24 protein-coding genes and 1 pseudogene are annotated in these 23,342 nt (G+C 36.5%); 23 read left to right on the forward strand and 2 right to left on the reverse strand.

The features are described 5' to 3' along the window. The first annotated feature begins 142 nt into the window (after positions 1 to 142). The 22 genes and pseudogenes from U860_RS0103400 (at position 143) to U860_RS0103510 (ending at position 19,864) form a co-directional block, all read left to right on the forward strand. Complete coding sequence (locus tag U860_RS0103400) at positions 143 to 892, forward strand: 16S rRNA (uracil(1498)-N(3))-methyltransferase (RefSeq protein ID WP_002173506.1); 750 nt, start codon at positions 143 to 145, stop codon at positions 890 to 892. A gap of 6 nt (positions 893 to 898) precedes the next feature. Then, complete coding sequence (mtaB, locus tag U860_RS0103405) at positions 899 to 2,251, forward strand: tRNA (N(6)-L-threonylcarbamoyladenosine(37)-C(2))-methylthiotransferase MtaB (RefSeq protein WP_002173505.1); 1,353 nt, start codon at positions 899 to 901, stop codon at positions 2,249 to 2,251. Positions 2,252 to 2,597: 346 nt separating this feature from the next. Then, positions 2,598 to 2,771 carry a 30S ribosomal protein S21 gene (gene rpsU / locus U860_RS0103410; RefSeq protein WP_000048061.1) on the forward strand — a complete coding sequence of 58 codons (174 nt, stop codon included), beginning with the start codon at positions 2,598 to 2,600 and terminating at the stop codon, positions 2,769 to 2,771. A gap of 15 nt (positions 2,772 to 2,786) precedes the next feature. Next, positions 2,787 to 3,230: a GatB/YqeY domain-containing protein gene (locus U860_RS0103415; protein ID WP_002173504.1), complete on the forward strand. Its 444-nt coding sequence runs from the start codon at positions 2,787 to 2,789 to the stop codon at positions 3,228 to 3,230. A 109-nt stretch (positions 3,231 to 3,339) separates the two neighbouring features. Next, positions 3,340 to 3,633, forward strand: coding sequence for a sporulation protein YqfC (yqfC, locus tag U860_RS0103420; protein WP_002088680.1), 294 nt, complete (start codon positions 3,340 to 3,342; stop codon positions 3,631 to 3,633). Positions 3,634 to 3,864: 231 nt separating this feature from the next. After that, positions 3,865 to 5,064, forward strand: a complete 1,200-nt coding sequence (yqfD, locus tag U860_RS0103430; RefSeq protein ID WP_025147409.1) for a sporulation protein YqfD — start codon at positions 3,865 to 3,867, stop codon at positions 5,062 to 5,064. Between the two features lie 3 nt (positions 5,065 to 5,067). Beyond that, on the forward strand, positions 5,068 to 6,027 hold the full coding sequence (locus U860_RS0103435) for a PhoH family protein (protein WP_002173502.1): 960 nt from the start codon (positions 5,068 to 5,070) through the stop codon (positions 6,025 to 6,027). A 196-nt stretch (positions 6,028 to 6,223) separates the two neighbouring features. Further along, on the forward strand, positions 6,224 to 8,368 hold the full coding sequence (locus tag U860_RS0103440; protein WP_025147410.1) for an HD family phosphohydrolase: 2,145 nt from the start codon (positions 6,224 to 6,226) through the stop codon (positions 8,366 to 8,368). After that, complete coding sequence (gene ybeY / locus U860_RS0103445) at positions 8,365 to 8,835, forward strand: rRNA maturation RNase YbeY (protein WP_002088675.1); 471 nt, start codon at positions 8,365 to 8,367, stop codon at positions 8,833 to 8,835. Before U860_RS0103440 ends, ybeY begins: the two co-directional genes overlap by 4 nt. Beyond that, a complete protein-coding gene (locus U860_RS0103450; RefSeq protein ID WP_025147411.1) occupies positions 8,832 to 9,185 on the forward strand; it encodes a diacylglycerol kinase family protein in 354 nt (117 codons plus the stop codon). The genes ybeY and U860_RS0103450 overlap by 4 nt, the downstream gene beginning before the upstream one ends. Before the next feature lie 99 nt (positions 9,186 to 9,284). Continuing rightward, positions 9,285 to 9,683 (forward strand): cytidine deaminase, encoded by a 399-nt coding sequence (locus tag U860_RS0103455; RefSeq protein WP_002173499.1) that lies wholly within the window; start codon positions 9,285 to 9,287, stop codon positions 9,681 to 9,683. Continuing rightward, positions 9,676 to 10,581 carry a GTPase Era gene (era, locus tag U860_RS0103460; RefSeq protein WP_001080234.1) on the forward strand — a complete coding sequence of 302 codons (906 nt, stop codon included), beginning with the start codon at positions 9,676 to 9,678 and terminating at the stop codon, positions 10,579 to 10,581. The genes U860_RS0103455 and era overlap by 8 nt, the downstream gene beginning before the upstream one ends. A gap of 176 nt (positions 10,582 to 10,757) precedes the next feature. Next, positions 10,758 to 10,901, forward strand: a complete 144-nt coding sequence (locus U860_RS31120; RefSeq protein ID WP_000883924.1) for a YqzL family protein — start codon at positions 10,758 to 10,760, stop codon at positions 10,899 to 10,901. Between the two features lie 33 nt (positions 10,902 to 10,934). Next, positions 10,935 to 11,681, forward strand: a complete 747-nt coding sequence (gene recO, locus U860_RS0103470; RefSeq protein WP_002173498.1) for a DNA repair protein RecO — start codon at positions 10,935 to 10,937, stop codon at positions 11,679 to 11,681. Between the two features lie 106 nt (positions 11,682 to 11,787). Continuing rightward, the gene (locus U860_RS0103475) at positions 11,788 to 12,420 is read left to right on the forward strand and encodes a helix-turn-helix transcriptional regulator (protein ID WP_000583755.1); all 633 of its coding nucleotides are present in this window, start codon (positions 11,788 to 11,790) and stop codon (positions 12,418 to 12,420) included. A gap of 29 nt (positions 12,421 to 12,449) precedes the next feature. After that, positions 12,450 to 13,262 carry a pyruvate, water dikinase regulatory protein gene (locus tag U860_RS0103480; protein WP_025147412.1) on the forward strand — a complete coding sequence of 271 codons (813 nt, stop codon included), beginning with the start codon at positions 12,450 to 12,452 and terminating at the stop codon, positions 13,260 to 13,262. Between the two features lie 391 nt (positions 13,263 to 13,653). After that, positions 13,654 to 14,107 (forward strand): annotated as a pseudogene (locus tag U860_RS36950) (YaiI/YqxD family protein). Positions 14,108 to 14,145: 38 nt separating this feature from the next. After that, positions 14,146 to 15,942, forward strand: coding sequence for a DNA primase (dnaG, locus tag U860_RS0103490; protein ID WP_025147413.1), 1,797 nt, complete (start codon positions 14,146 to 14,148; stop codon positions 15,940 to 15,942). Positions 15,943 to 16,001: 59 nt separating this feature from the next. Further along, a complete protein-coding gene (rpoD, locus tag U860_RS0103495; protein ID WP_000764066.1) occupies positions 16,002 to 17,129 on the forward strand; it encodes an RNA polymerase sigma factor RpoD in 1,128 nt (375 codons plus the stop codon). Between the two features lie 385 nt (positions 17,130 to 17,514). Further along, a complete protein-coding gene (cccA, locus tag U860_RS0103500) occupies positions 17,515 to 17,871 on the forward strand; it encodes a cytochrome c550 (protein WP_025147414.1) in 357 nt (118 codons plus the stop codon). A 167-nt stretch (positions 17,872 to 18,038) separates the two neighbouring features. Then, the gene (locus U860_RS0103505; RefSeq protein ID WP_025147415.1) at positions 18,039 to 18,746 is read left to right on the forward strand and encodes a tRNA (adenine(22)-N(1))-methyltransferase TrmK; all 708 of its coding nucleotides are present in this window, start codon (positions 18,039 to 18,041) and stop codon (positions 18,744 to 18,746) included. Further along, entirely contained in the window at positions 18,743 to 19,864 is a 1,122-nt protein-coding gene (locus U860_RS0103510) for a Nif3-like dinuclear metal center hexameric protein (protein WP_025147416.1), read from the forward strand. The genes U860_RS0103505 and U860_RS0103510 overlap by 4 nt, the downstream gene beginning before the upstream one ends. A gap of 40 nt (positions 19,865 to 19,904) precedes the next feature. Here the strand turns inward: U860_RS0103510 and U860_RS0103515 are convergent, their stop codons facing one another. Together U860_RS0103515 and vrrA are read right to left on the reverse strand one after the other, a co-directional pair. Next, the gene (locus U860_RS0103515) at positions 19,905 to 20,855 is read right to left on the reverse strand and encodes a 4-hydroxy-3-methylbut-2-enyl diphosphate reductase (RefSeq protein WP_025147417.1); all 951 of its coding nucleotides are present in this window, start codon (positions 20,853 to 20,855) and stop codon (positions 19,905 to 19,907) included. Between the two features lie 89 nt (positions 20,856 to 20,944). After that, on the reverse strand, positions 20,945 to 21,652 hold the full coding sequence (vrrA, locus tag U860_RS0103520; protein ID WP_025147418.1) for a VrrA/YqfQ family protein: 708 nt from the start codon (positions 21,650 to 21,652) through the stop codon (positions 20,945 to 20,947). A 186-nt stretch (positions 21,653 to 21,838) separates the two neighbouring features. Between vrrA and U860_RS0103525 the strand changes: the two genes are divergently transcribed. Continuing rightward, positions 21,839 to 23,149, forward strand: coding sequence for a DEAD/DEAH box helicase (locus tag U860_RS0103525; protein ID WP_025147419.1), 1,311 nt, complete (start codon positions 21,839 to 21,841; stop codon positions 23,147 to 23,149). Positions 23,150 to 23,342 lie beyond the last annotated feature (193 nt).

Here is a 23,342-nt window from a genome sequence, read left to right on the forward strand (position 1 = left end):
AGATTTTAGTCTATAAAGAACAGGGGAGTCTCTCACTATATAAGGTGAGGGACTTGCCGTTTGTTATATGAAAATGATAACGTTTCGTTCTTTTCGTAAGTGTTGACTTACGAAAGGAACGAAACTCTACTAAGGTGATTATATGCAACGTTATTTTGTAGAAGAGAAATATGTAAATGAGACAAGTATTCGCATAATGGGTGATGATGTCCATCACATCGCAAGAGTGATGCGTATGTCAGCTGGTGACCACATTTATTGCTGTGTAAATGGTAAAACAGCAGAATGTTCAATTGCTGAAATTACCAGTGAATTTGTGGATACCGCTATTGTAGAATGGATAGAGGCGTCAAGCGAACTTCCTGTGTTCGTGACGATTGCAAGTGGACTGCCGAAAGGAGACAAGCTAGAGTTAATTTTTCAAAAAGGAACTGAGCTTGGGGCAGCTGCATTTTTACCCTTTCAAGCATCTCGCTCTATTGTAAAATGGGATGCGAAAAAAGCAGATAAAAAAGTTGAGCGTTTGAAAAAGATTGTGAAAGAAGCTGCGGAACAATCACATAGAAGTGAAATTCCAGAAGTGCATGCTCCTGCATCATTTAAGCAATTACTTGCAATGAGTAGTGAGTATGATAGTTGTCTTGTTGCGTATGAAGAGGAAGCAAAACAAGGTGAGAAATCTAATTTTGCGAAAGCTTTAGCGACGATTAAACCGGGTCAAAAACTGTTAATTGTATTTGGACCAGAAGGCGGCTTAGCGGAGGAAGAGATTACTGCACTTCGTGAACATAAATTTGTACCATGTAGTTTAGGACCAAGAATTTTAAGAACAGAAACGGCTCCGCTTTATGCGTTAAGTGCCGCTTCTTATCATTTTGAATTGATGGGGTGATAATCAATGGCAACTGTTGCGTTCCACACGTTAGGTTGTAAAGTAAACCACTATGAAACAGAAGCGATTTGGCAATTGTTTAAACAAGGTGGTTATGAAAGAACTGAATATGAAAAGAAATCTGATGTATATGTTATTAATACATGTACAGTAACGAATACTGGAGATAAAAAAAGCCGTCAAGTAATTAGACGTGCTGTACGTCAAAATCCAGATGCGGTAATTTGTGTAACTGGATGTTATGCACAAACATCTCCAGCTGAAATCATGGCAATTCCAGGTGTAGATATTGTTGTTGGTACGCAAGATCGTGAGAAAATGTTAGGATACATCGAAGAGTTCCGTAAAGAGCGTCAACCAATTAATGCTGTCCGCAATATTATGAAAACACGTGTATACGAAGAGCTTGATGTACCATATTTCACGGACCGTACACGTGCATCTTTAAAAATACAAGAAGGTTGCAATAACTTCTGTACATTTTGCATCATTCCTTGGGCGCGTGGTTTAATGCGTTCTCGTGATGGAAAAGAAGTTATTAAACAAGCACAACAATTAGTAGATGCAGGTTATAAAGAAATCGTATTAACAGGTATTCATACAGGTGGATACGGTGAAGATATAAAAGATTATAACTTAGCTGGATTACTTCGTGATATGGAAGCAGAAGTAGGCGGATTGAAACGTCTTCGTATTTCTTCTATCGAAGCGAGTCAAATTTCAGATGAAGTAATTGAAGTGCTAGATAAATCTGAAGTAGTTGTACGTCACTTGCATATTCCACTGCAATCAGGATCTAATACTGTATTAAAACGTATGCGCCGTAAGTATACGATGGAATTTTTCCAAGAGCGTTTAGATCGTTTGAAAGAGGCGCTACCAGGTCTTGCGATCACATCAGATGTAATCGTTGGATTCCCAGGTGAAACAGAAGAAGAATTCATGGAAACGTACAATTTCATTAAAGAGAATCGATTCTCTGAATTACACGTTTTCCCTTATTCAAAACGTACAGGTACACCAGCAGCACGTATGGAAGATCAAGTTCCTGAAGATGTGAAGAACGATCGTGTTCATCGTCTAATTGAGCTATCTAATCAATTAGCGAAAGAGTATGCTTCTGGGTTTGAAGGTGAAGTACTTGAAATTATTCCGGAAGAGACATTTAAAGATGGTGACCGTGAAGGGTTATATGTAGGTTATACAGATAACTATTTAAAAATTGTGTTTGAAGGATCTGAAGAATTAATTGGTAAGCTAGTAAAAGTGAAAATTACAAAAGCTGGTTATCCATATAACGAAGCGCAGTTTGTTCGTGTTCTTGAAGATGATGTGAAAAAAGAATCAGCAAGCGCATAATAAAAAGCATGCAAACAAAAAGGGTTTGCATGCTTTTTTCGTTTGTGGAGAAGTTAAGTATTGAAAGAGGATGTAATGGATTGCTCGTTAACTGAGTATTTTTTAGCAGTTCTCTGTATAAAAATAATTTAGTGATAAAAATATATTTATTTTTAAGGGAAAGAGATAACAGCTATCTACATAGTTTTTGAAAAAGGAAGAGCATCTCTTCTTCTTTTATTCTGCCAAATAGTTGACCTGAAGTGATAAAATGTATTATAATCGTAAAAGACATGCTGAAGAAGTGTTTCTTTTTGCATGCTGAAGTTAGTATGTAAGTGTGATGTTTCGGAGGGAGGGAAAGAGAATGTCAAAAACAGTCGTTCGTAAAAACGAGTCTTTGGAGGATGCACTTCGCCGTTTTAAAAGATCGGTTTCTAAAACTGGTACACTTGCTGAAGCAAGAAAGCGCGAGTTTTATGAAAAACCAAGTGTAAAACGTAAGAAGAAATCTGAAGCGGCAAGAAAGCGTAAATTCTAAGAGAGGGTGTAAGTTATGAGTCTTCTCGGTCGTTTAAACGATGATATGAAACAAGCGATGAAGAATAAACAAAAAGAAAAATTAACCGTCATTCGTATGGTTAAGGCTGCTTTACAAAATGAAGGTATTAAACTGCAACATACTCTTACTGAAGAAGAGGAATTAACAGTTTTAGCTCGTGAAGTAAAACAGTATAAGGACTCCCTCCTTGAATTTAAAAAAGCTGGTCGTGAAGACCTTGTTGATAAACTGCAAAGTGAAATTCAGATTTTAAGCGCATATTTGCCGGAGCAATTAACAGAAGAAGAATTAGCTGATTTAATTAAGCAAGTTATTTCTGAAGTTGGTGCTACTTCTAAAGCAGATATGGGTAAAGTGATGACTGCTATTATGCCGAAAGTAAAAGGTAAAACAGACGGATCACTAGTGAATAAGCTGGTTATACAGCTATTAGCATAAAAAAACGTCTCATTTCGTATGAGACGTTTTTTTATGCTTTTTTTCAGTTTGGACGTGATATTACAAGCTCTTTTTTCATACATATGGGATGAGAGGGGGTCTTTTGGAGATGAAGAAATTAGAACAAATGAAGAATTGGTTAACGAAGCAAATAGACCTGCCAGTGGATGTGTTAATGGATCTACCTCGGATCACGCTTGTTGGGCAAGTGCATATCTATATAGAAAATCATCGAGGATTATTAGTGTTTTCAGATAAAGAGGTAAGATTGCTATTAAAACATGGTCAATTATTAATTAAAGGTCAATCCTTTGTTATTAAAACAATCCTTCCAGAAGAACTTTTACTTGAAGGGATAATTGAACAAGTGACATTTTTAGAAAATGAAAAGAAAGAGGAGTGAGGGGAAACTTCCGTTTGTGAAGTTTTTCTTCCTTATCCCCATTAACAGGTAGTAATCCAATCTTAATATTCAGTTCATACAAAGAAAATGCCCGATTAGTGAGGGGATAATTAGTGGGGATGAAACCCTCGCTGATTAAAGTTCCGCTTTATTTCATTTTAGTACGAGCTATTTTGATACTTAGAGTGAAAGGTATTGTATCTACTTTTAGAAAGGTAGTGGAGATAGTCGATGAAAAATAAATGGTTTATAAAGTGGCTTGGGTATGTAAAGGTACGGATTGAAGGTAGAGGGGCGGAACGCTTTGTTAACGAGTGTGTTCGTAGAAAATTATTAGTTTGGGATGTAAAGAAGATTGCAGATGAAACGTTAGTTTTTTGCATGTTATTACGAGATGTGAAAAAAATAAAACCAATCTATAGAAAAAATGAGTGCAAATTATATTTTATTGGACGTTACGGTTTTCCTTTTTGGAATAAGCGTTTAATTAAAAATAGTGGATTTTTAATTGGTTTTTTAATATTTTTTTTCGGAATGATTGCATTATCGAATATGGTGTGGAAAATTGAAATTACAGGAGCAAAACCTGAAACAGAATATATATTGATAAAAGAATTGGACAAAATGGGTATTAAAAAAGGGAAATTACAGTTCCAAATGCCTAATGTAGAAGATGTTCAACGTCATTTAACGGATAATATTAATGCGATTACTTGGGCAGGATTGGAAATAAGAGGGACAACATATCATTTTAAAATTGTTGAAAAAAATGAACCGAAAAAAGAAAAGGAACAACAGCCACAAAACTTAGTGGCAAAAAAAGAAGCGACTATTACAAAAACGTTTGTGGAAGTTGGAAAACCAGTCGTTATGAAAAATGACCATGTAGAAAAGGGGCAACTTCTCGTATCAGGGGTGTATGGTAATGAGGAGAATCCAACAGTTGTTTCGGCTAAAGGTATTGTATATGGAGAGACGTGGTACAAATCTGAGGTGGATGTGCCGTTAAAGACACAATTTCATGTGTATACGGGTAATTCGTATAATGAATATTTTCTTAAATTTGGGAGTGCTAAAATAAAAATTTGGGGATTTAAACATGATAAGTATAAGCGCTCTCGTACTGAAAGTGTAAAACATGATGTGAAATTATTTGGTTTTACATTACCAATTGCATACGAAAAAGATATTGTGCGAGAAGAGGAAGAAGCGAACCGAGAATATACTGAAAAGCAAGCAATGAAAGTAGCAAAAGAGATGGCAGAAAAAGAACTAAAGAAAAAATTGGATGAACATGCTATGATTGTAAGTGATAAGATTTTGAATCAAGAGGTTGAGGTGGATCACCTAAAGGTCACATTACATTATACAGTGATTGAAAATATTGCAGAGCCACAACCAATATCTGAATCCGATATTCAAGGAGACTGAGTAATGGCAGAACAATTAGTAGAAATGAACCAACAATTGGAAAATCCCAACGAGGCAATCGCTCTTTTTGGGGTAAATGATGCTCATTTAAAAGTAATTGAACGAGAACTTAGTGTATCGATTGTGACTAGAGGAGAGTCTGTTCGTGTATCTGGCGCAGATGAAACTGTGGCGCTCGTAGAAAAAATCTTACAACAGTTACTTGTTGTTATCCGTAAAGGTGTGTCAATTTCGGAAAGAGATGTTGCGTATGCAATTCAGCTTGGGCAACAAGGAAAAATCGCTCAATTCGAAGAACTATATGAAGAGGAAATTTTTAAAACAGCAAAAGGTAAATCCATTCGTGTGAAAACGATGGGACAAAGACGATATATTCATGCAATGAAAAAGAATGATATTGTATTTGGAATAGGACCTGCTGGGACAGGGAAAACATACTTGGCTGTAGTAATGGCTGTGAGAGCGTTAAAGCAAGGGTATGTAAAGAAAATTATTTTAACAAGACCTGCTGTAGAAGCAGGGGAGAGTCTAGGGTTTTTACCGGGTGATTTGAAAGAAAAAGTAGATCCGTATTTACGCCCGTTGTATGATGCATTGCACGATATTCTTGGACAAGAATATACACAGCGTATGATGGAGCGAGGTGTAATTGAAATTGCACCCCTTGCTTATATGAGAGGGCGTACTCTTGATGATTCATTTGTTATATTAGATGAAGCACAGAATACAACTGGTGCCCAAATAAAAATGTTTTTAACACGATTAGGTTTTACTTCTAAAATGGTTATTACTGGAGATCCTTCACAGGTAGACTTGCCAAAAGGGGTAAAATCAGGTCTTTCTATTGCTGCTAATGTTTTGTCTGGTGTGTCAGGTCTTTCGTTCATTACACTGGAACAAACAGACGTTGTGAGACACCCGTTAGTGCAACGTATTATTGAGGCATATGATAAAATGGAATGATCCTATTTGTCAGGATCATTTCTTTTTGTATGATAAGGTTGGCGAAAGGCAGATTTTTTACTATCATTAAAAAAGAAGGAAATAAACTATAGATGATGGTGTATAAAAAATGTTGCCCAAAAGCATCGTTGGCTGGAAGAAATAAAAGCTATAAATAGTTTCACTTTATTTCTGGAGAGGAGAAGGTATTGAAATCATGTCAAGATCTCAAGAAATTTTTAAGTGGTTTCGTAATATACAACATTCGAAAAAACTAAGTTGGATTTCTTACGTTTTATTAGGAGCAGTACTGTTTTTTGCACTTATGAATAATGTAAAACCAGAGCAATTAGATGTTAAAGAGCTCGATATTTCTAAAAAAACAATTCACTCTCCTATTAAAATTGAAGATAAAGCTGCAACAGCGAAAAAGAAAAACGAAGCCGCCCAAAAGGTCGAGGATAAATATACATATAAAAGTGAATATAAGCAAAATAAAGTGGATATTGTAAATTCCGTTTTTGATGCGGTAAATGAAGTAGAGGCAGAGGCTAAATCGGCTGGTCCAGACGAGTATAAAAAAATTTCTGATGTGGACAAATTGGACAAGTTAAAGAAGAAATTACCAACAGATTTAGCGAAAAGTTTAACAGATCCGATTTTGCTAAAATTTATTAATGCTGATTCAAGTCAATTGTCATTGGCGAAGGATGCGGCTGTAACTGCAGTTAATAAAATTATGAGAGAACACATCAAAATGGATCAAGAAGAAGCTGCAAGAGAACAATTTGTTACTGAAATGAGTAGCGTAAGTATAAGCAGTGATTTAAAAGATGCGGTGAATACATTAGGAAAGTATGCGATTACAGCAAACTACTTTTATGATTCAGCTGCGACGAAAGATAGTAAAAAAATAGCGGAAGATTCAGTTGCATCAGTTTTTATTCTTCAAGGGCAAGTTCTTGTGAAAGAAGGCGATACGATTTCACGAGAAGCATACGAGCAGTTGAAGTTAGCCGGATTGCTAGAGAAGGGCAATACCTTCCAACCTTATGTTGGTCTGGCTGTACTAATTTGTGTGTTATTGTACTTTATGCATAAGCAGTTTGAAGTGTTTTTACAGCGAAAACGAGAAGATAGGCCGTATGTCTTAGCGTATATCACAATTCTGTCTATCACGATTGTTTTAATGAAAATCATTAGTTTGTTTCAAAAGCTTGAATATGCAGGAATCGCGTATGTTGTTCCGGTCGCGATGGGAACAATACTTGTAAAATTAATGATTGGTGATCGATTTGTATTTTTAACAAGTATGATCTTTTCTGTGTGCGGAAGTATTATGTTTAATGAAGGTGTAACGAGTACATTGAATTATAGTGTGGGGATATACGTTTTATTAAGTTCATTATCAGTTAGTATTTTCTTGAGAGAAAAAAATCGTCGTACGATGATTTTACAAGCTGGTATACTCGTTTCTGTATTAAATGTAGTCGTATTAGCTGCATTGTTACTATTGCGTAATGGGAACTTTTCACCTCTTGAAATTGGTGTACAATTATTAATGGCTGCAATTTCAGGGATTATTTCTTCTGTTCTAGCTATGGGGATTTTACCGTATTTAGAAAGTGGACTCGGCATTGTATCCAGTATGAAATTAATGGAACTTTCAAGTCCGAATCACCCGCTCCTGCGTAAAATCTTATTAGAAGCACCGGGTACGTATCACCATAGTGTAATGGTAGCGAATCTGTCTGAAGCTGCTTGTGAAGCGGTTGGAGCAAATGGAGTGTTAGCGCGTGTAGGGGCATATTATCATGATGTAGGAAAGACAGTACAACCGCAGTTTTTTATTGAAAACCAGATGGGAATTAAAAACCCGCATGATAAATTAGATCCTGTAACGAGTAAAGATATTATCATTGCTCATGTAACTGATGGGGTGAGGATGTTGGAAGAGTATCATATTCCCCAAGGAATTATTGATATTGCCGGACAGCATCACGGTACAACGTTGCTTAAATATTTTTACTATAAAGCGATTAAAGAGGATAAAGAGAAATATAAGGAAGAGATGTTCCGCTATCCAGGATCAAAAGCAACATCTAAAGAGTCGGCAATTGTTGGTATTGCTGATAGTGTAGAAGCGGCGGTACGTTCGATGAATCATCCAACGCCAGATCAAATTAATAATTTAGTGCAAAGTATTATTAGAGATCGTTTGCAAGATGGGCAATTTAGTGAATGTGATTTGACATTTAAAGAATTACAAATTGTTGGTAAAACGTTATGTGAAACATTAAATGGTATTTTCCATTCTCGTATTACATATCCGGAACTGCCGGAAGAAAAGGAGAAAGAATGAGTTTATTAATTGATTTTATTGATGAAACAGAAGAAGTGAAAGACGAATATATAAGTTTGATTCGAGGATTGGTAGAGAAAGCAGCCCAAATGGAAAATATAGAAGAAGGAGCAGAATTATCGGTTACGTTTGTAGATAATGAACGTATTCGCGAAATTAACCGTGACTACCGAGATAAGGATCAGCCTACGGACGTTATTTCTTTTGCAATGGAAGAAATGGGAGAAGGCGAAATGGAAATCGTCGGTGCAGAGATGCCACGTATGTTAGGGGATCTTATTATTTCTATTCCAAGAGCAAAAGAACAAGCTGAGGAATATGGACATTCTTTTGATCGTGAACTCGGATTTTTAGCGTTACATGGCTTTTTACATTTGCTTGGTTATGATCACATGACAGAAGAGGATGAAAAAGAAATGTTTGGAAGACAAAAAGAAATTTTAGAGGCATTTGGATTAGGACGATGAAAAAAGGAAAACTTTTAGATAGTTTTGGATATGCTATAGCTGGTATATACTTTTGTCTTCATTATGAACGAAATATGAAAATTCATTATTTAGCCGCAGTCATTGTTATATGCTGCGGCTTTTATTTCCATATTACAAAAACAGAATGGATTGTAGTACTTATTGTGATTGGGATTGTAATGAGTTTGGAGATGGTGAATACGGCTATTGAAAAAACAGTAGACTTGGCAACCACCGATATTCATCCGTTTGCAAAAATTGCAAAGGATGTTGCGGCGGGAGCGGTTTTATTGTTTGCAATTATAGCTGTTGTAATTGGTGCTATTATCTTTTTACCGTATATGGTATAGTTGCATTCCAAAGCTTTTATTAAGCTTTAGGAGCGCCGTGAAGGCCTTTAATCAAAGAGTGTATCTATTCACATCTGTGAACGGAAAGGATGCGGGAATATGAATAGCAAACAATTAATTCAGGAAGCAACCGAAGCGCGTAAACAAGCGTACGTACCATATTCTAAATTTCAAGTAGGTGCAGCTTTACTAACTAAAGATGGAAAAATATATCGTGGATGTAATGTTGAAAATGCATCATATGGTTTATGTAACTGTGCAGAAAGAACAGCTTTATTTAAGGCGATTTCTGAAGGAGATAAAGAGTTTGTAGCTATTGCAGTCGTAGCGGATACAAAGCGCCCAGTACCTCCTTGTGGAGCATGTCGACAAGTTATGGTAGAATTATGTAAACAGGATACGAAAGTATACTTATCAAACTTACATGGTGACGTTCAAGAGACAACAGTCGGAGAATTGTTACCAGGAGCATTTTTAGCGGAGGATTTACATGAATAGAAAAGGTTATAAATCAGGTTTTGTCTCTATTATTGGCAGACCGAATGTTGGGAAATCTACATTTTTAAATCGTATTATCGGCCAGAAGATTGCCATTATGAGCGACAAGCCACAAACAACTCGTAATAAAATTCAAGGTGTATATACAGAAAATGATTCACAAGTGATTTTCATTGATACACCAGGAATACATAAACCTAAACATAAACTAGGTGACTTCATGGTGAAGATGGCTCAAACGACATTGAAAGAAGTTGATATTGTTCTGTTTATGGTCAATGCAACTGAAGGATTTGGTCGTGGTGAGGAATTCATTATTGAGAAATTACAAGAAACGAAACAACCGGTATTTTTGGTAATTAATAAAATTGACCAAGTTCATCCAGAGCAATTATTAGAGTTAATTGATCAATACCGTAAGCTACATGAGTTTGCAGAGATTGTACCAATTTCTGCATTAGACGGTAATAATGTGGAAGCGTTAATTGGAGCAATTAAAAAGTATTTACCAGAAGGACCACAATACTACCCAGATAATCAAGTAACGGATCATCCAGAGCGATTTATTATTGCAGAGCTTATTCGTGAAAAAGTACTACATTTAACACGTGAAGAAGTGCCGCATTCTGTAGCTGTTGTTATTGATGCAATTCAAAAACGTGAAGGCGGGGCAGTTTATATAAATGCAACGATTGTTGTTGAACGCGCATCACAAAAAGGAATTATTATCGGTAAGCAAGGGAAGATGTTAAAAGAAGTCGGTAAGCGAGCTCGCTTTGACATTGAAGCACTTCTCGGTTCTAAAGTATTTTTAGAAGTATGGGTGAAAGTGCAAAAAGATTGGCGCAATAAAATGTCACAGCTGCGTGACCTTGGTTTCCGTGAAGACGAATATTAATATGAAGTAAAGTTGTGATCAGTGGATGGTTTGTTCATCCACTGATTATTGGTTTTCATAAACCTTGATAAATTAGGAAAAATTTTTCTCACATGAAAATGAACAAAATGGGTCAATTTAATAACAACAAAAGAAATTGGTTTATAGGCTACGCTTATTGAGAAAGGTGGATTCTTATGCTAGATTTTACCTGGAAGTTTTTCTCCAAAACAGGAAGCATTGAAACGTATTTGCTTTTGAAAGAAATGGAAAAAGACGTAAACGATGAGATGGATCAACATGAAGAGGAGTTAGCGCATTTAGATTCTCCAATTTCTTGACCCGTTTTGTTCAAACCTTGGATGGTGACGAACATGTTTCAAAAAGTTGAGGGCATTGTTATTCGTACGACAGATTACGGAGAAACGAACAAGATTGTTACAATATTCTCACGGGAATTTGGTAAGGTAAGTGCAATGGCAAGAGGGGCGAAAAAACCGAAAAGTCGGTTAGCAGCTATTTCGCAACTTATGACACATGGTCATTTTCTTATTCAAATGGGATCTGGACTTGGAACTTTGCAACAAGGCGAGATTATTTCATCTATGAAAGAAATTCGCGAGGATATATTTTTAACTGCTTATGCATCATTTATTATTGAATTAACTGATAAAGCAACAGAAGATAAGAAGCATAATCCGTATTTATTTGAAATGTTATATCAAACGTTGCATTATATGTGTGAGGGTGTTGACCCAGAGGTATTATCGTTAATTTATCAAACGAAAATGCTTCCGGTATTAGGGATGCGCCCGTATTTTGATACATGTGCTATTTGTCATCAAGCAACAGATTTTGTCGCCTTCTCTGTCCGAGAAGGTGGTTTTCTGTGCTCGCGTCATGCGGAGCAAGATCCGTATCGTATCCCGGTGGGAGAGGCTGTTCATAAATTATTACGTCTCTTTTTTCACTTCGATTTACACCGGCTCGGTAATGTATCGGTGAAGGATAGTACAAAAAAACAAATGCGCACAGTATTGAATACATATTATGATGAATATTGTGGGATTTATTTGAAATCAAGGCGTTTCCTAGAACAACTTGATAAGTTTCAAATATAATTAGGGCCGTATACGGTCCTTTTTACATACTTTCTTTTTCGAATAGCATATTTAGTATATAATATTTAAGAGATAGTATAACTTTTTTCGTTGTGCATTAAAGGTGGTGATTATCATAGAGCTGAATAAACGGCAAGAACATATCATTCAGATTGTAAAAGATCACGGTCCTATTACAGGGGAGTCAATTGCTGCGCAATTGGGTTTAACACGTGCAACGCTAAGACCAGACTTAGCAATTTTAACGATGGCTGGTTATTTAGAAGCGCGTCCACGCGTAGGTTATTTTTATACGGGTAAAACTGGGGGACAGCTATTATCTGAAGCTGTTAAGAAAATTAAAGTGCAAGATTATCAATCTAGACCGGCTGTAATTGATAAAAATGTATCAGTATACGATGCAATCTGTACTATGTTCCTAGAGGACGTTGGTACATTATTTGTTGTAGATCAATCTACTTTATTAGTTGGCGTTGTATCTCGTAAAGATTTATTGCGAGCGAGCTTAGGAAAGCAGGATTTAACCTCTCTTCCGGTTAATATTATCATGACAAGGATGCCAAACATTGCGATGTGTCGCAGGGAGGATTCTTTATATGATATTGCGATGGAATTAATAGAAAGACAGATTGATGCAATGCCAGTTGTAAAGGATACGAAACAAGGTCTAGAAGTGATTGGACGAATTACAAAAACAAATATTACGCGTGCGTTTGTCAATTTAGTAAATAACGAATAAGTGTAATTTGTTTAAAGTGAGGTAATGTAATGGATAATAAAATCGTATATGTCGTATCTGACTCTGTAGGAGAAACGGCTGATTTGGTTGTTAGAGCGGCAATGGGGCAGTTCCCATTCGCTCCTGATATTAGACGTGTACCGTATGTAGAAGATACAGGGACATTAAAAGAAGTGATCTCGATTGCCAAGAGCAATCAAGCGCTTATTTGTTTTACGTTAGTAAAGCCTGATATGCGTCAATATTTAGTGACAGAAGCGGCAAAAGAAGGAGTAGAGGCATACGATATTATCGGACCTCTTATCGATCAAATTGAAGAAATTACAGGGCAAGTACCAAGGTATGAGCCAGGTGTCGTTCGAAGATTAGATGAAGAGTACTTTAAAAAAATTGAAGCGATTGAATTTGCAGTTAAGTATGATGATGGCAGAGATGCACGTGGTATTTTAAAAGCCGATATCGTGTTGATTGGAATTTCACGTACATCAAAAACACCACTTTCACAATATTTAGCGCATAACAAACGCTTGAAAGTTGCTAATGTACCACTTGTACCGGAAGTGGATCCGCCTGAGGAATTATATCAAGTGGCAAAAGAGAAATGTTTCGGTTTGAAAATTACACCGGATAAGTTAAATCATATTCGAAAAGAACGATTAAAATCACTTGGATTAAGTGATGGAGCAACATATGCAAATATTAATCGTATTAAAGAAGAAATCATTCATTTTGAGAATGTAGTGAGTAAAATAAATTGTCAAGTGATCGATGTATCAAATAAGGCGATTGAGGAAACGGCAAATATTATTGTGAATGCAGTGCAAAACCAAAAAATGTTTTAGCACATTTACCAAAGGTGAATGTGCTTTTTTCGCTCGTCAGAAGTAGGTAGAGGAAAATGCGAAATAGATCATGAACTTTCGGCTTAGTAATAGAATATAGCGGAATGGTTATACTTATATTCTGTCGTTTTTTAATTATGCTAAAGGAATGATTTTGTTATCTTTAAATGTAAGATGAAAATTAAAGGGATATGTAGCGTAGTTGAAGAAAATATATTATAATAAAAAATTGTGATAAAAACCTATATTTTACGTTTAGACTTTAATTTTTCAGAATAAACTAGGGATAGGATTTGCGAAAAAGACATGTAATTACGTTAAATCGACAAAATCTAAACAAGAAAACGCACATTATGGAAGGATTCACAGAAGGGATGTAGAATACAGAAATATGCAAAACATCAGTAAGATATTAGTTGATGCAGATGCATGTCCCGTGAAGGATGAAATTGTGCAAGTTGGAACAAAAATTTATGTCGAAATTTTGTTTGTCGCATCGCATGCTCATCGTTCAAGAAAACAGCAAGGAATTGGGTCTATGTAGATTCTAAGCAAGATGAAGTTGATTTATATATATCAACATGCAAAAGTTACAGATCTCGTGATCACACAGGATGTGGGTCTTGCTAGTTTTCTTGTGAAAAAATGGAGTATAGGTATTGTCTCCAAGAGGTACATTTGTAAAGGATGAGCAAATGGATACAATTTTATATAATAGGTATGTATCTGCGAAGTTACGCAGGCGGGGCTTATACGAAAGGCCCAAAATCATTTGCACAACGTGATCGACAGCACTTTCTAATAAATTTAGAAAAATATTGTCGAATTATAAAGGAATCTTTTAATTTATATCGAATACAAAATACGACACGGAGATGGAGTTATGGGGAACAGAATTCCCGAAGAAGTTGTTGAACAGATTCGGACATCATCCGATATTGTAGAAGTTATTGGTGAGTATGTTCAACTTAGAAAGCAGGGGCGTAACTATTTCGGCCTTTGTCCATTTCATGGTGAGAATTCACCTTCATTCTCTGTTTCATCTGATAAGCAAATCTTTCATTGCTTCGGATGTGGAGAAGGTGGAAATGTATTTTCCTTTCTTATGAAAATGGAAGGACTTGCTTTCACCGAGGCTGTTCAAAAGCTTGGTGAAAGAAATGGAATTGCAATTGCAGAGTATACATCAGGGCAAGGACAGCAAGAAGACATATCTGATGACACTGTCATCATGCAACAGGCTCATGAGCTTTTGAAAAAGTATTATCATCATTTATTAGTAAATACAGAAGAGGGAAATGAAGCACTTTCGTATTTATTAAAACGTGGTATTACAAAAGAGATGATAGAGAAATTTGAAATTGGTTATGCATCACCAGCTTGGGATGCAGCAACGAAAATTTTACAAAAAAGAGGTTTGTCGCTATCTAGTATGGAACAAGCTGGCCTTCTTATAAGAAGTGAGAAGGATGGTAGTCATTATGACCGCTTCCGAGGAAGGGTTATGTTTCCGATATATACTTTACAAGGTAAGGTGATAGCGTTTAGTGGAAGGGCGCTAGGAGATGATACTCCGAAATATTTAAATAGCCCTGAAACACCGATTTTTCACAAAAGTAAGCTGTTGTATAATTTCCACCAAGCGAGGCCGTTTATTAGAAAACGTGGGCAGGTTGTCCTATTTGAAGGTTATGCCGATGTACTAGCCGCGGTAAAAAGTGGCGTGGAAGAAGCTGTTGCGACAATGGGAACGGCTTTAACTGAAGAACAAGCGAAACTTCTGCGACGTAACGTTGAAACTGTTGTTCTTTGCTATGATGGTGATAAAGCAGGGCGAGAAGCGACGATGAAAGCAGGGCAATTATTATTGCAAGTTGGTTGCCAAGTGAAAGTTACACCATTGCCAGATAAGCTTGACCCTGATGAATATGTGCAACAATATGGAACAACGGCTTTTGAAAATCTTGTGAAATCAAGTATAAGTTTTGTTGGTTTCAAAATAAATTATTTGCGTTTAGGGAAAAATTTGCAAGATGAGTCTGGCAAAGAAGAATATGTGAAAAGTGTTTTAAAAGAGTTATCATTGTTGCAGGACGCGATGCAGGCCGAGTCATATTTAAAGTCATTATCGCAAGAATTTTCGTATTCAATGGAAACACTTTTGAATCAATTACACCAATATCGCAAAGAACAAAAGGTACAGCAAAAACAAATAAAGCAGGTCTCTAAGCCATCTCAAATTGTTCAAACTAAACCGAAATTAACAGGTTTTGAAAGAGCAGAAAGAGAAATTATTTACCATATGTTGCAAAGTGCAGAAGTGGCAGTGCGTATGGAATCTCATATAGAAGATTTTTATACAGAAGAACATAAAGGGATTTTATATGAACTATACGCATATTATGAAAAGGGAAATGAACCTTCAGTCGGAACATTTTTAAGTTGGCTCTCTGATGAAAAGTTGAAAAATATTATCACTGATATTTCGACGGATGAATTTATTAATCCAGAATACACAGAAGAAGCGTTACAAGGCCATTTGGAGGCGCTCAGACGTCATAAGGAAAAACTTGAAAAGATGGAAATTATCTTTAAAGTAAAACAAATGGAAAAAACAGATCCTGTAGAGGCTGCTAAATATTATGTAGCATATTTACAAAATCAAAAAGCAAGAAAATAGCTTTTTCGATAAAATTTTAGTATAATGAATGTTTGTATCTCGCGTAAGGAGGGGAACAGATGGCTGACAAACCAGCTCGTTCTAAACAAATTGAAACTGAAATGACCCTTGAGCAAGTGAAAGAACAACTCACTGAGCTCGGAAAAAAACGTGGCGTTCTTACATATGAAGAGATTGCAGAACGCATGAATGGATTTGAAATTGAATCCGACCAAATGGATGAATATTATGAATATTTAGGTGAACAAGGAATTGACTTAGTTGGTGACAATGACAACGAAGAAGGTCCTAATAATCGCCAAATTACAAAAACGGAAGAAGAATTCGACCTCAATGATTTAAGTGTGCCACCAGGTGTGAAAATCAATGATCCTGTCCGTATGTACTTAAAAGAAATTGGTCGCGTTGACTTACTATCCGCTGAAGAAGAAATTCGACTTGCGACGCGTATTGAAGAAGGCGATGAAGAAGCAAAACGCCGTCTTGCGGAAGCAAACTTACGTCTTGTAGTAAGTATTGCAAAGCGCTATGTGGGCCGCGGTATGCTTTTCTTAGACTTAATCCAAGAAGGGAATATGGGTCTAATTAAAGCGGTTGAAAAGTTCGATTATCGTAAAGGGTTTAAATTTAGTACGTATGCAACTTGGTGGATTCGCCAAGCTATTACACGTGCGATTGCAGACCAAGCGCGAACAATTCGTATTCCAGTTCATATGGTTGAAACAATTAATAAGTTAATTCGTGTACAACGTCAATTGTTACAAGATTTAGGACGCGAACCATCTCCTGAAGAGATTGGTGAAGAAATGGATCTTGCTCCAGAAAAAGTACGCGAAATCTTAAAAATTGCACAGGAGCCAGTTTCTCTTGAAACACCAATTGGTGAAGAAGACGACTCCCATTTAGGTGACTTTATTGAAGACCAAGAAGCAACATCGCCTGCGGACCATGCAGCGTATGAATTGCTAAAAGAACAATTAGAAGATGTGCTAGATACACTAACAGATCGTGAAGAAAATGTTCTACGTCTTCGTTTTGGTTTAGATGATGGACGAACTCGTACGCTTGAAGAAGTTGGGAAAGTATTCGGCGTAACGAGAGAACGTATTCGTCAAATTGAAGCAAAAGCACTTCGCAAATTAAGACATCCGAGCCGTAGTAAACGTCTTAAGGATTTCTTAGAATAGGTTATTTTTAAGTTTACTTCACGATTGTGAAGTAAACTTTTTTATTTTGTTAATTTTTGTTAAAATTTAGCTATCAGCAACGATTACAATTTCTTGTAATTTATTTTACAGAATTGTCTTTTGATTTGCAAATGCTCATTTTTCGATTTTTCGATTAATTTTGTTTATTCTATACAAAAAAATATGTAGAAAAGTGAAAAATATGATGAGAAACGTTAATATTTATCGAAATAATATGCGATATAAAAGTGAAAATCAATAAACTGAATTTATGGAATATTTTTAACAAGTAATAGTTTACTCTTTTCTGATAGAGCGTTTTCAAGTACAATGGAAATGACTGAATCATCTAACTATTTAGGGGTATAGAGGGGGGAGAAGAGATATGAAACGTAATCCGCTGATTCCGTTCGCTCTTATTGCAGCATTAGGTATTATCGTTATGTTTGTATTTTCATTTCAAGGGCTACATAAATCTAAAGAGTTAGCTGATGCAAAAAATGGCGGGAAACCAGCACAAACAGTATCAAAGCCAGAGGATATTGTGAAGCAAAGCTGTACGAGCTGTCATGGTGATCAGTTACAAGGAGCAGTAGGACCTAATTTGCAAAAAATTGGTGGGAAACTTTCGAAAGATGAAATTAAAGAAATTCTTTCAAAAGGAAAAGGGAATATGCCACCAAATGTAGTTCCAGCTGATCAAGCAACTAAAGTAGCTGATTGGTTATCGAAGAAAAAATAAAGTTTCGTATTACAAGCCTTTTGCTTTTGTGCAAAAGGCTTGTTTTTCTATACTTTCTAAAATACGATTAGTAATAGAGAATTGAAGTGTTGTTATGGACTTGCAACAACTACTATAAATTCATTATCATGGAGACAGACTGACAAGAGAAGGAGTAATGGAAATACATGAATGAAGTAAAGCTTTCAAAACGATTAGAAGAAGTTGTGCGGGAGATTCCGGTAGGATCTACAGTAGCTGATATTGGGTCGGATCATGCGTATTTACCGTGTTATACAATTATAAATAATATTGCTACAAAAGCAGTTGCAGGAGAAGTTGTAGATGGGCCGTTTCGCTCTGCGCAAGCGACTGTAGCTGAGAGTGGCTTGCAAGGTAAAGTAGATGTTCGTAAAGGTAATGGGTTAGCTGTTATTACCCCAGGAGAAGTAGATGTTATTACGATTGCTGGTATGGGTGGAGCGTTAATTCGTGACATTTTAGAAAGTGGTAAAGAAAAATTAAAAGGTGTAACGCGTTTAATCTTACAGCCTAATATTGCTGCACATCATATTCGTGAATGGTTTATTGAGAATGGCTGGGAGCTTATCCATGAAAAAATCGTAAAAGAAGACGGGAAAATTTATGAGATTTTAGTCGGAGAGCGAGGAGATATCACAGTACCTTACTCTGAACATAAACAAGCTGAATTATTTATGGGTCCATTTTTAATAAAAGAAAAAAGTGAGGCTTTTGTTGAAAAGTGGGAAGGGGAATTGAAAAACTTCCAAAATATTTTAAAGCAGTTAGAGCGTGCAGCAGAGTCTGAAGAGACAAAAGTGAAGCGTGCAGAAGTAGAAGCGAAAATGAAAATGATAGGGGAGGTTTTATCATGAGTAAAATTCCGAATGGCCATGAAATTATTTCTTTATTTGAAGGTATGTATCCGAAGCATTTAGCGATGGAAGGGGATAAGATTGGCTTACAGATTGGAGCGCTTAATAAACCTGTTCAGCACGTATTAATAGCGTTAGATGTAACGGAGGAAGTTGTGGACGAGGCGATTCAATTAGGAGCGAATGTCATTATTGCGCATCACCCTCTAATTTTTAATCCGTTAAAAGCGATTCATACAGATAAGGCGTACGGAAGAATTATTGAAACGTGTATTAAAAATGATATTGCAGTTTATGCGGCCCATACAAATGTAGACATTGCTACAGGCGGGGTAAATGATTTACTTGCTGATGCATTAGGGTTACAAAATACAGAAGTATTAGTTCCGACATACGCAGAAGAAATGAAAAAAATTGCTGTATTTGTTCCAGTAACTCATGCAGAAGAGGTGCGCAAAGCTCTTGGAGATGCGGGTGCTGGTTATATCGGTAATTATAGCCACTGTACGTTCGGTAGTGAAGGGGTAGGTACGTTTCTCCCTAGAGAAGGGACAAATCCTTATATCGGGGAAACTGGGCGGTTAGAGCGTGTGGACGAGGTGCGTATCGAAACAATTATTCCAGCTTCACTACAAAGAAAAATTATTAAAGCGATGTTGGTAGCTCATCCATATGAAGAAGTGGCATATGATATATATCCGCTGGATAATAAAGGTGAAACATTAGGTCTTGGTAAAATAGGATATTTACAAGAAGAAATGACACTTGGGCAGTTTGCTGAACACGTGAAACAATCATTACATGTGAAGGGTGCAAGAGTTGTTGGGAAGTTAGAAGATAAAGTGCGTAAAGTTGCTGTGCTTGGTGGTGACGGTAATAAATACATAAACCAAGCGAAATTTAAAGGGGCAGATGTATATGTAACGGGTGATATGTATTATCATGTTGCTCACGATGCGATGATGCTCGGTTTAAATATAGTTGACCCAGGACATAATGTTGAAAAAGTAATGAAGCAAGGCGTACAAAAACAATTGCAAAACAAAGTAGATGAAAAGAAATTTAATGTGCAAATTCATGCTTCGCAGTTACATACGGATCCTTTCACATTTGTATAAAAATAACGAAAACCGTTGCTCATGTAGGCAACGGTTTTTATTATTGCTGTTTCTTTACTTTTACACGTGGCAAAATCTTTTGAAGTGGTACATTTCGAGTTCTGTCCCATGTAGCTGGATTCATTGGGTCATATTGCTCTAAGAAAGCTATAACCTCTTTCGTAATTGGCGTTGGAGTAGAAGCGCCTGCTGTAACTGCGACGTTTTCGATGCCTTGTAGCCATTCTAATTGAATTTCACTTACATCTGCAACACGGTATGCTTTCGTACCAGCAATTTCTTGTGATACTTGCGCTAAACGGTTGGAGTTGTTACTTTTCGGATCACCGACAACAATTGTTAAATCCGCAACATCAGCTTGTTTAGCGACAGCTTCTTGGCGAACTTGAGTTGCTAAACAAATTTCCTTATGGAATTCTGCTGTTGGGAATTTTTTTTGAATGTCCTCCATTAAATGTTGAACATCCCATTGACTCATTGTTGTTTGGTTCGTAACTAAAATTTTATCCGTTGGGATTTCTAATGTTCTTAAATCATCAGCTCTTTCGATAAGATGAACGATATCAGGTGCAATACCAACTGCGCCTTCTGGTTCTGGATGGTTTTTTTTGCCGATATAAATGACATGATATCCTTCAGCTTTCTTTGCTTCAATAAGGTCATGTGTTTTTGTAACGTCTGGACAAGTTGCGTCGATTGTCGTTAAACCTTTTTCTTTTGCACGTTGTTTAACTTCTGGAGAAACACCGTGTGCAGTAAAAATAACAGTACCAGAATCGATTTTATCTAAAATTTCTAATCGACTTGGACCGTCTAATGTAATGATGCCATCCTCTTCGAAAGCATCTGTTACATGCTTATTGTGAACAATCATACCTAAAATATAAATGGGTCTCGGTAATGATTTATCTAATGCGGCGTTACGTGCAATAACCATCGCGTCAACAACGCCGTAGCAATAACCACGAGGGGAAATTTTAACAATCTTCATGTGAGTAATCCTCTCCTTCTAAACAAGGGATACTTTTGTGCATAGTCCATTACATTATAAAGGAGGAGTGGATAGAAAACAAAGGATTGTTACACATATAGTTTTGGTTTTGTTGCTATTTGTTGGATAGGCTCTTCAGGTAATTCTTTTTCTATTATTGGCTCAATCACAATTTTTTTTCTTTTTCTCTTTTTTGGTGGAGGAGGTGGAGTGACTACTTCAACTTCTCCTGGCTGGTCTTCAGCTTGTTTTTCCTCCGTGCCTTTTCCAGAGGTGAGGATTTTAACAATGCTTGGTAGACTACGCATAATTGGACCGTATTGCTCGACGACAGGTCCTACCGATTGAACAACTTGGGATACTTTTTCGATATTATTTATCATATTAGTTGGATTCGAAATTAGATTCGAAAAAAAGCTTCCGATGCCGCTGCTAGATGTCGCAGCAGCTGTAGTTGTCGCCGCACCGCGCGTTTCATTTGATTCATACATTTGAGGTGGTATCATTTGTTGAGGATGTTGCTGCATATATGGTTGATATTGCTGTGAGTATTGTTGCTGGTATTGCTGTTGATATTGCGGCGGCGGTTGCTGGTGCATCATCGGCGGCCCTTCCATTTGCCGATAGGGAGGGACCATTTGCATGAAAGGCTCCGTAGGATCGTGTTTTTTAAAGAGTTTAGAAAGAAAACCTTTCTTTTTTTGTGCCATCGGTGGTAGTTGGGGAATTGGGTATGGTGTATAAGAGTGATGTCCTTGATTAGGATGCATTTGCCCTATAGGGGGTTTCGGATACATATGAGAAATCCTCCTTTCTTCAATTAGGTATATACACATACAATATGCAGTGGAAGGAAAGAAGGTTAGTTTTTATGATGAAAACCTAAACTAAAGAAAAGATGGATTTTACTTGTAGATTTCGATATAATGTAGACTTGACTGATTTGTGCGCGCAGTAGAAATTTCAGAAAGAAGGTGTAACTTATGACACTACAAACTTTTACACAGTATGATTTTAAACCATTTTTAATAGATGCAGTTCGTGAACTACGCTTTTCAGAGCCGACAGGAATTCAACAGAAAATTTTCCCGGTTGTGAAAAAAGGTGTGAGTGTAATTGGACAATCCCAAACAGGTTCTGGGAAAACACATGCATACTTACTTCCTACATTAAACAGAATTGATGCAAGTCGTGAAGAAGTACAACTTGTTATTACAGCGCCTACTCGTGAGTTAGCACAACAAATTTACGAAGAAATCGTGAAATTAACAAAGTTCTGTGCAGAAGAGCAAATGATTACAGCACGTTGTTTAATTGGTGGAACTGATAAACAACGATCAATTGAAAAGTTGAAAAAACAACCTCATATTGTAGTTGGAACACCAGGACGTATTAAAGACCTAGTAGAAGAAAAGGCGCTATTTGTTTATAAAGCGGATACTATTATTGTCGATGAAGCGGATTTAATGCTTGATATGGGATTCATTCAAGATGTAGATAAAATTGCAGCACGTATGCCTAAAAACTTGCAAATGCTAGTTTTCTCTGCAACGATTCCTCAAAAATTAAAACCGTTTTTGAAGAAATATATGGAGAATCCAGAACATATTCATATTAATCCGAAGCAAGTTGCAGCAGGAAATATTGAGCATTACCTTGTGCCTTCAAGACACCGTAATAAAATTGAATTAGTGAAAAATATGCTACTTCAATTTAAACCGTATTTAGCAATTGTTTTCACTAATACGAAGAAAATGGCAGACCAAGTTGCTGATGGATTAACAGAGCGTGGCTTAAAGGTTGGACGAATTCACGGTGATTTATCACCACGTGATCGTAAAAAAATGATGAAACAAGTTCGTGATCTTGAATTCCAATATATTGTTGCGACTGATTTAGCAGCACGTGGTATCGATATTGAAGGGATTAGTCATGTTATTAACTATGAACTTCCATCAGATTTAGATTTCTTCGTTCACCGTGTTGGAAGAACTGCACGTGCGGGTCATTCAGGTATTGCAGTGACGATTTATGATCCAGCAAATGAAGAAGCGTTAGATAGTTTAGAAAAACAACGTCATATCGAGTTTAAGCATGTAGATTTACGCGGAGATGAGTGGGCGGATTTAGGTGAACGTCGTCGTCGTAAGAGTCGTAAAAAACCAAGTGATGGACTGGATGTTATGGCAACGAAAGTTGTTAAAAAGCCGAAAAAAGTAAAACCAAACTATAAACGAAAACTTGCAACAGAACGTGAAAAAGTGAAGAAAAAATATAGCAATAAAAAAAGATAAGGGATTTCCCTTATTTTTTTTTATCTCGCTACTTGTGAGAAAACCGATTGATGCGGGCTAATAATTAGTGAGGGATTAGAAACAACGTTGACTAAAGTTTCACTTTATCCGTTTAATTTCAGTGTAGAGTGCGGACTGTTTAAATAGTCATTTTAATTTGTGTAGTGCCTTTTTTATGAACAAACAATTCACT

Source organism: Bacillus sp. H1a (assembly GCF_000633475.1).
GTDB lineage: Bacteria > Bacillota > Bacilli > Bacillales > Bacillaceae_G > Bacillus_A > Bacillus_A paramycoides.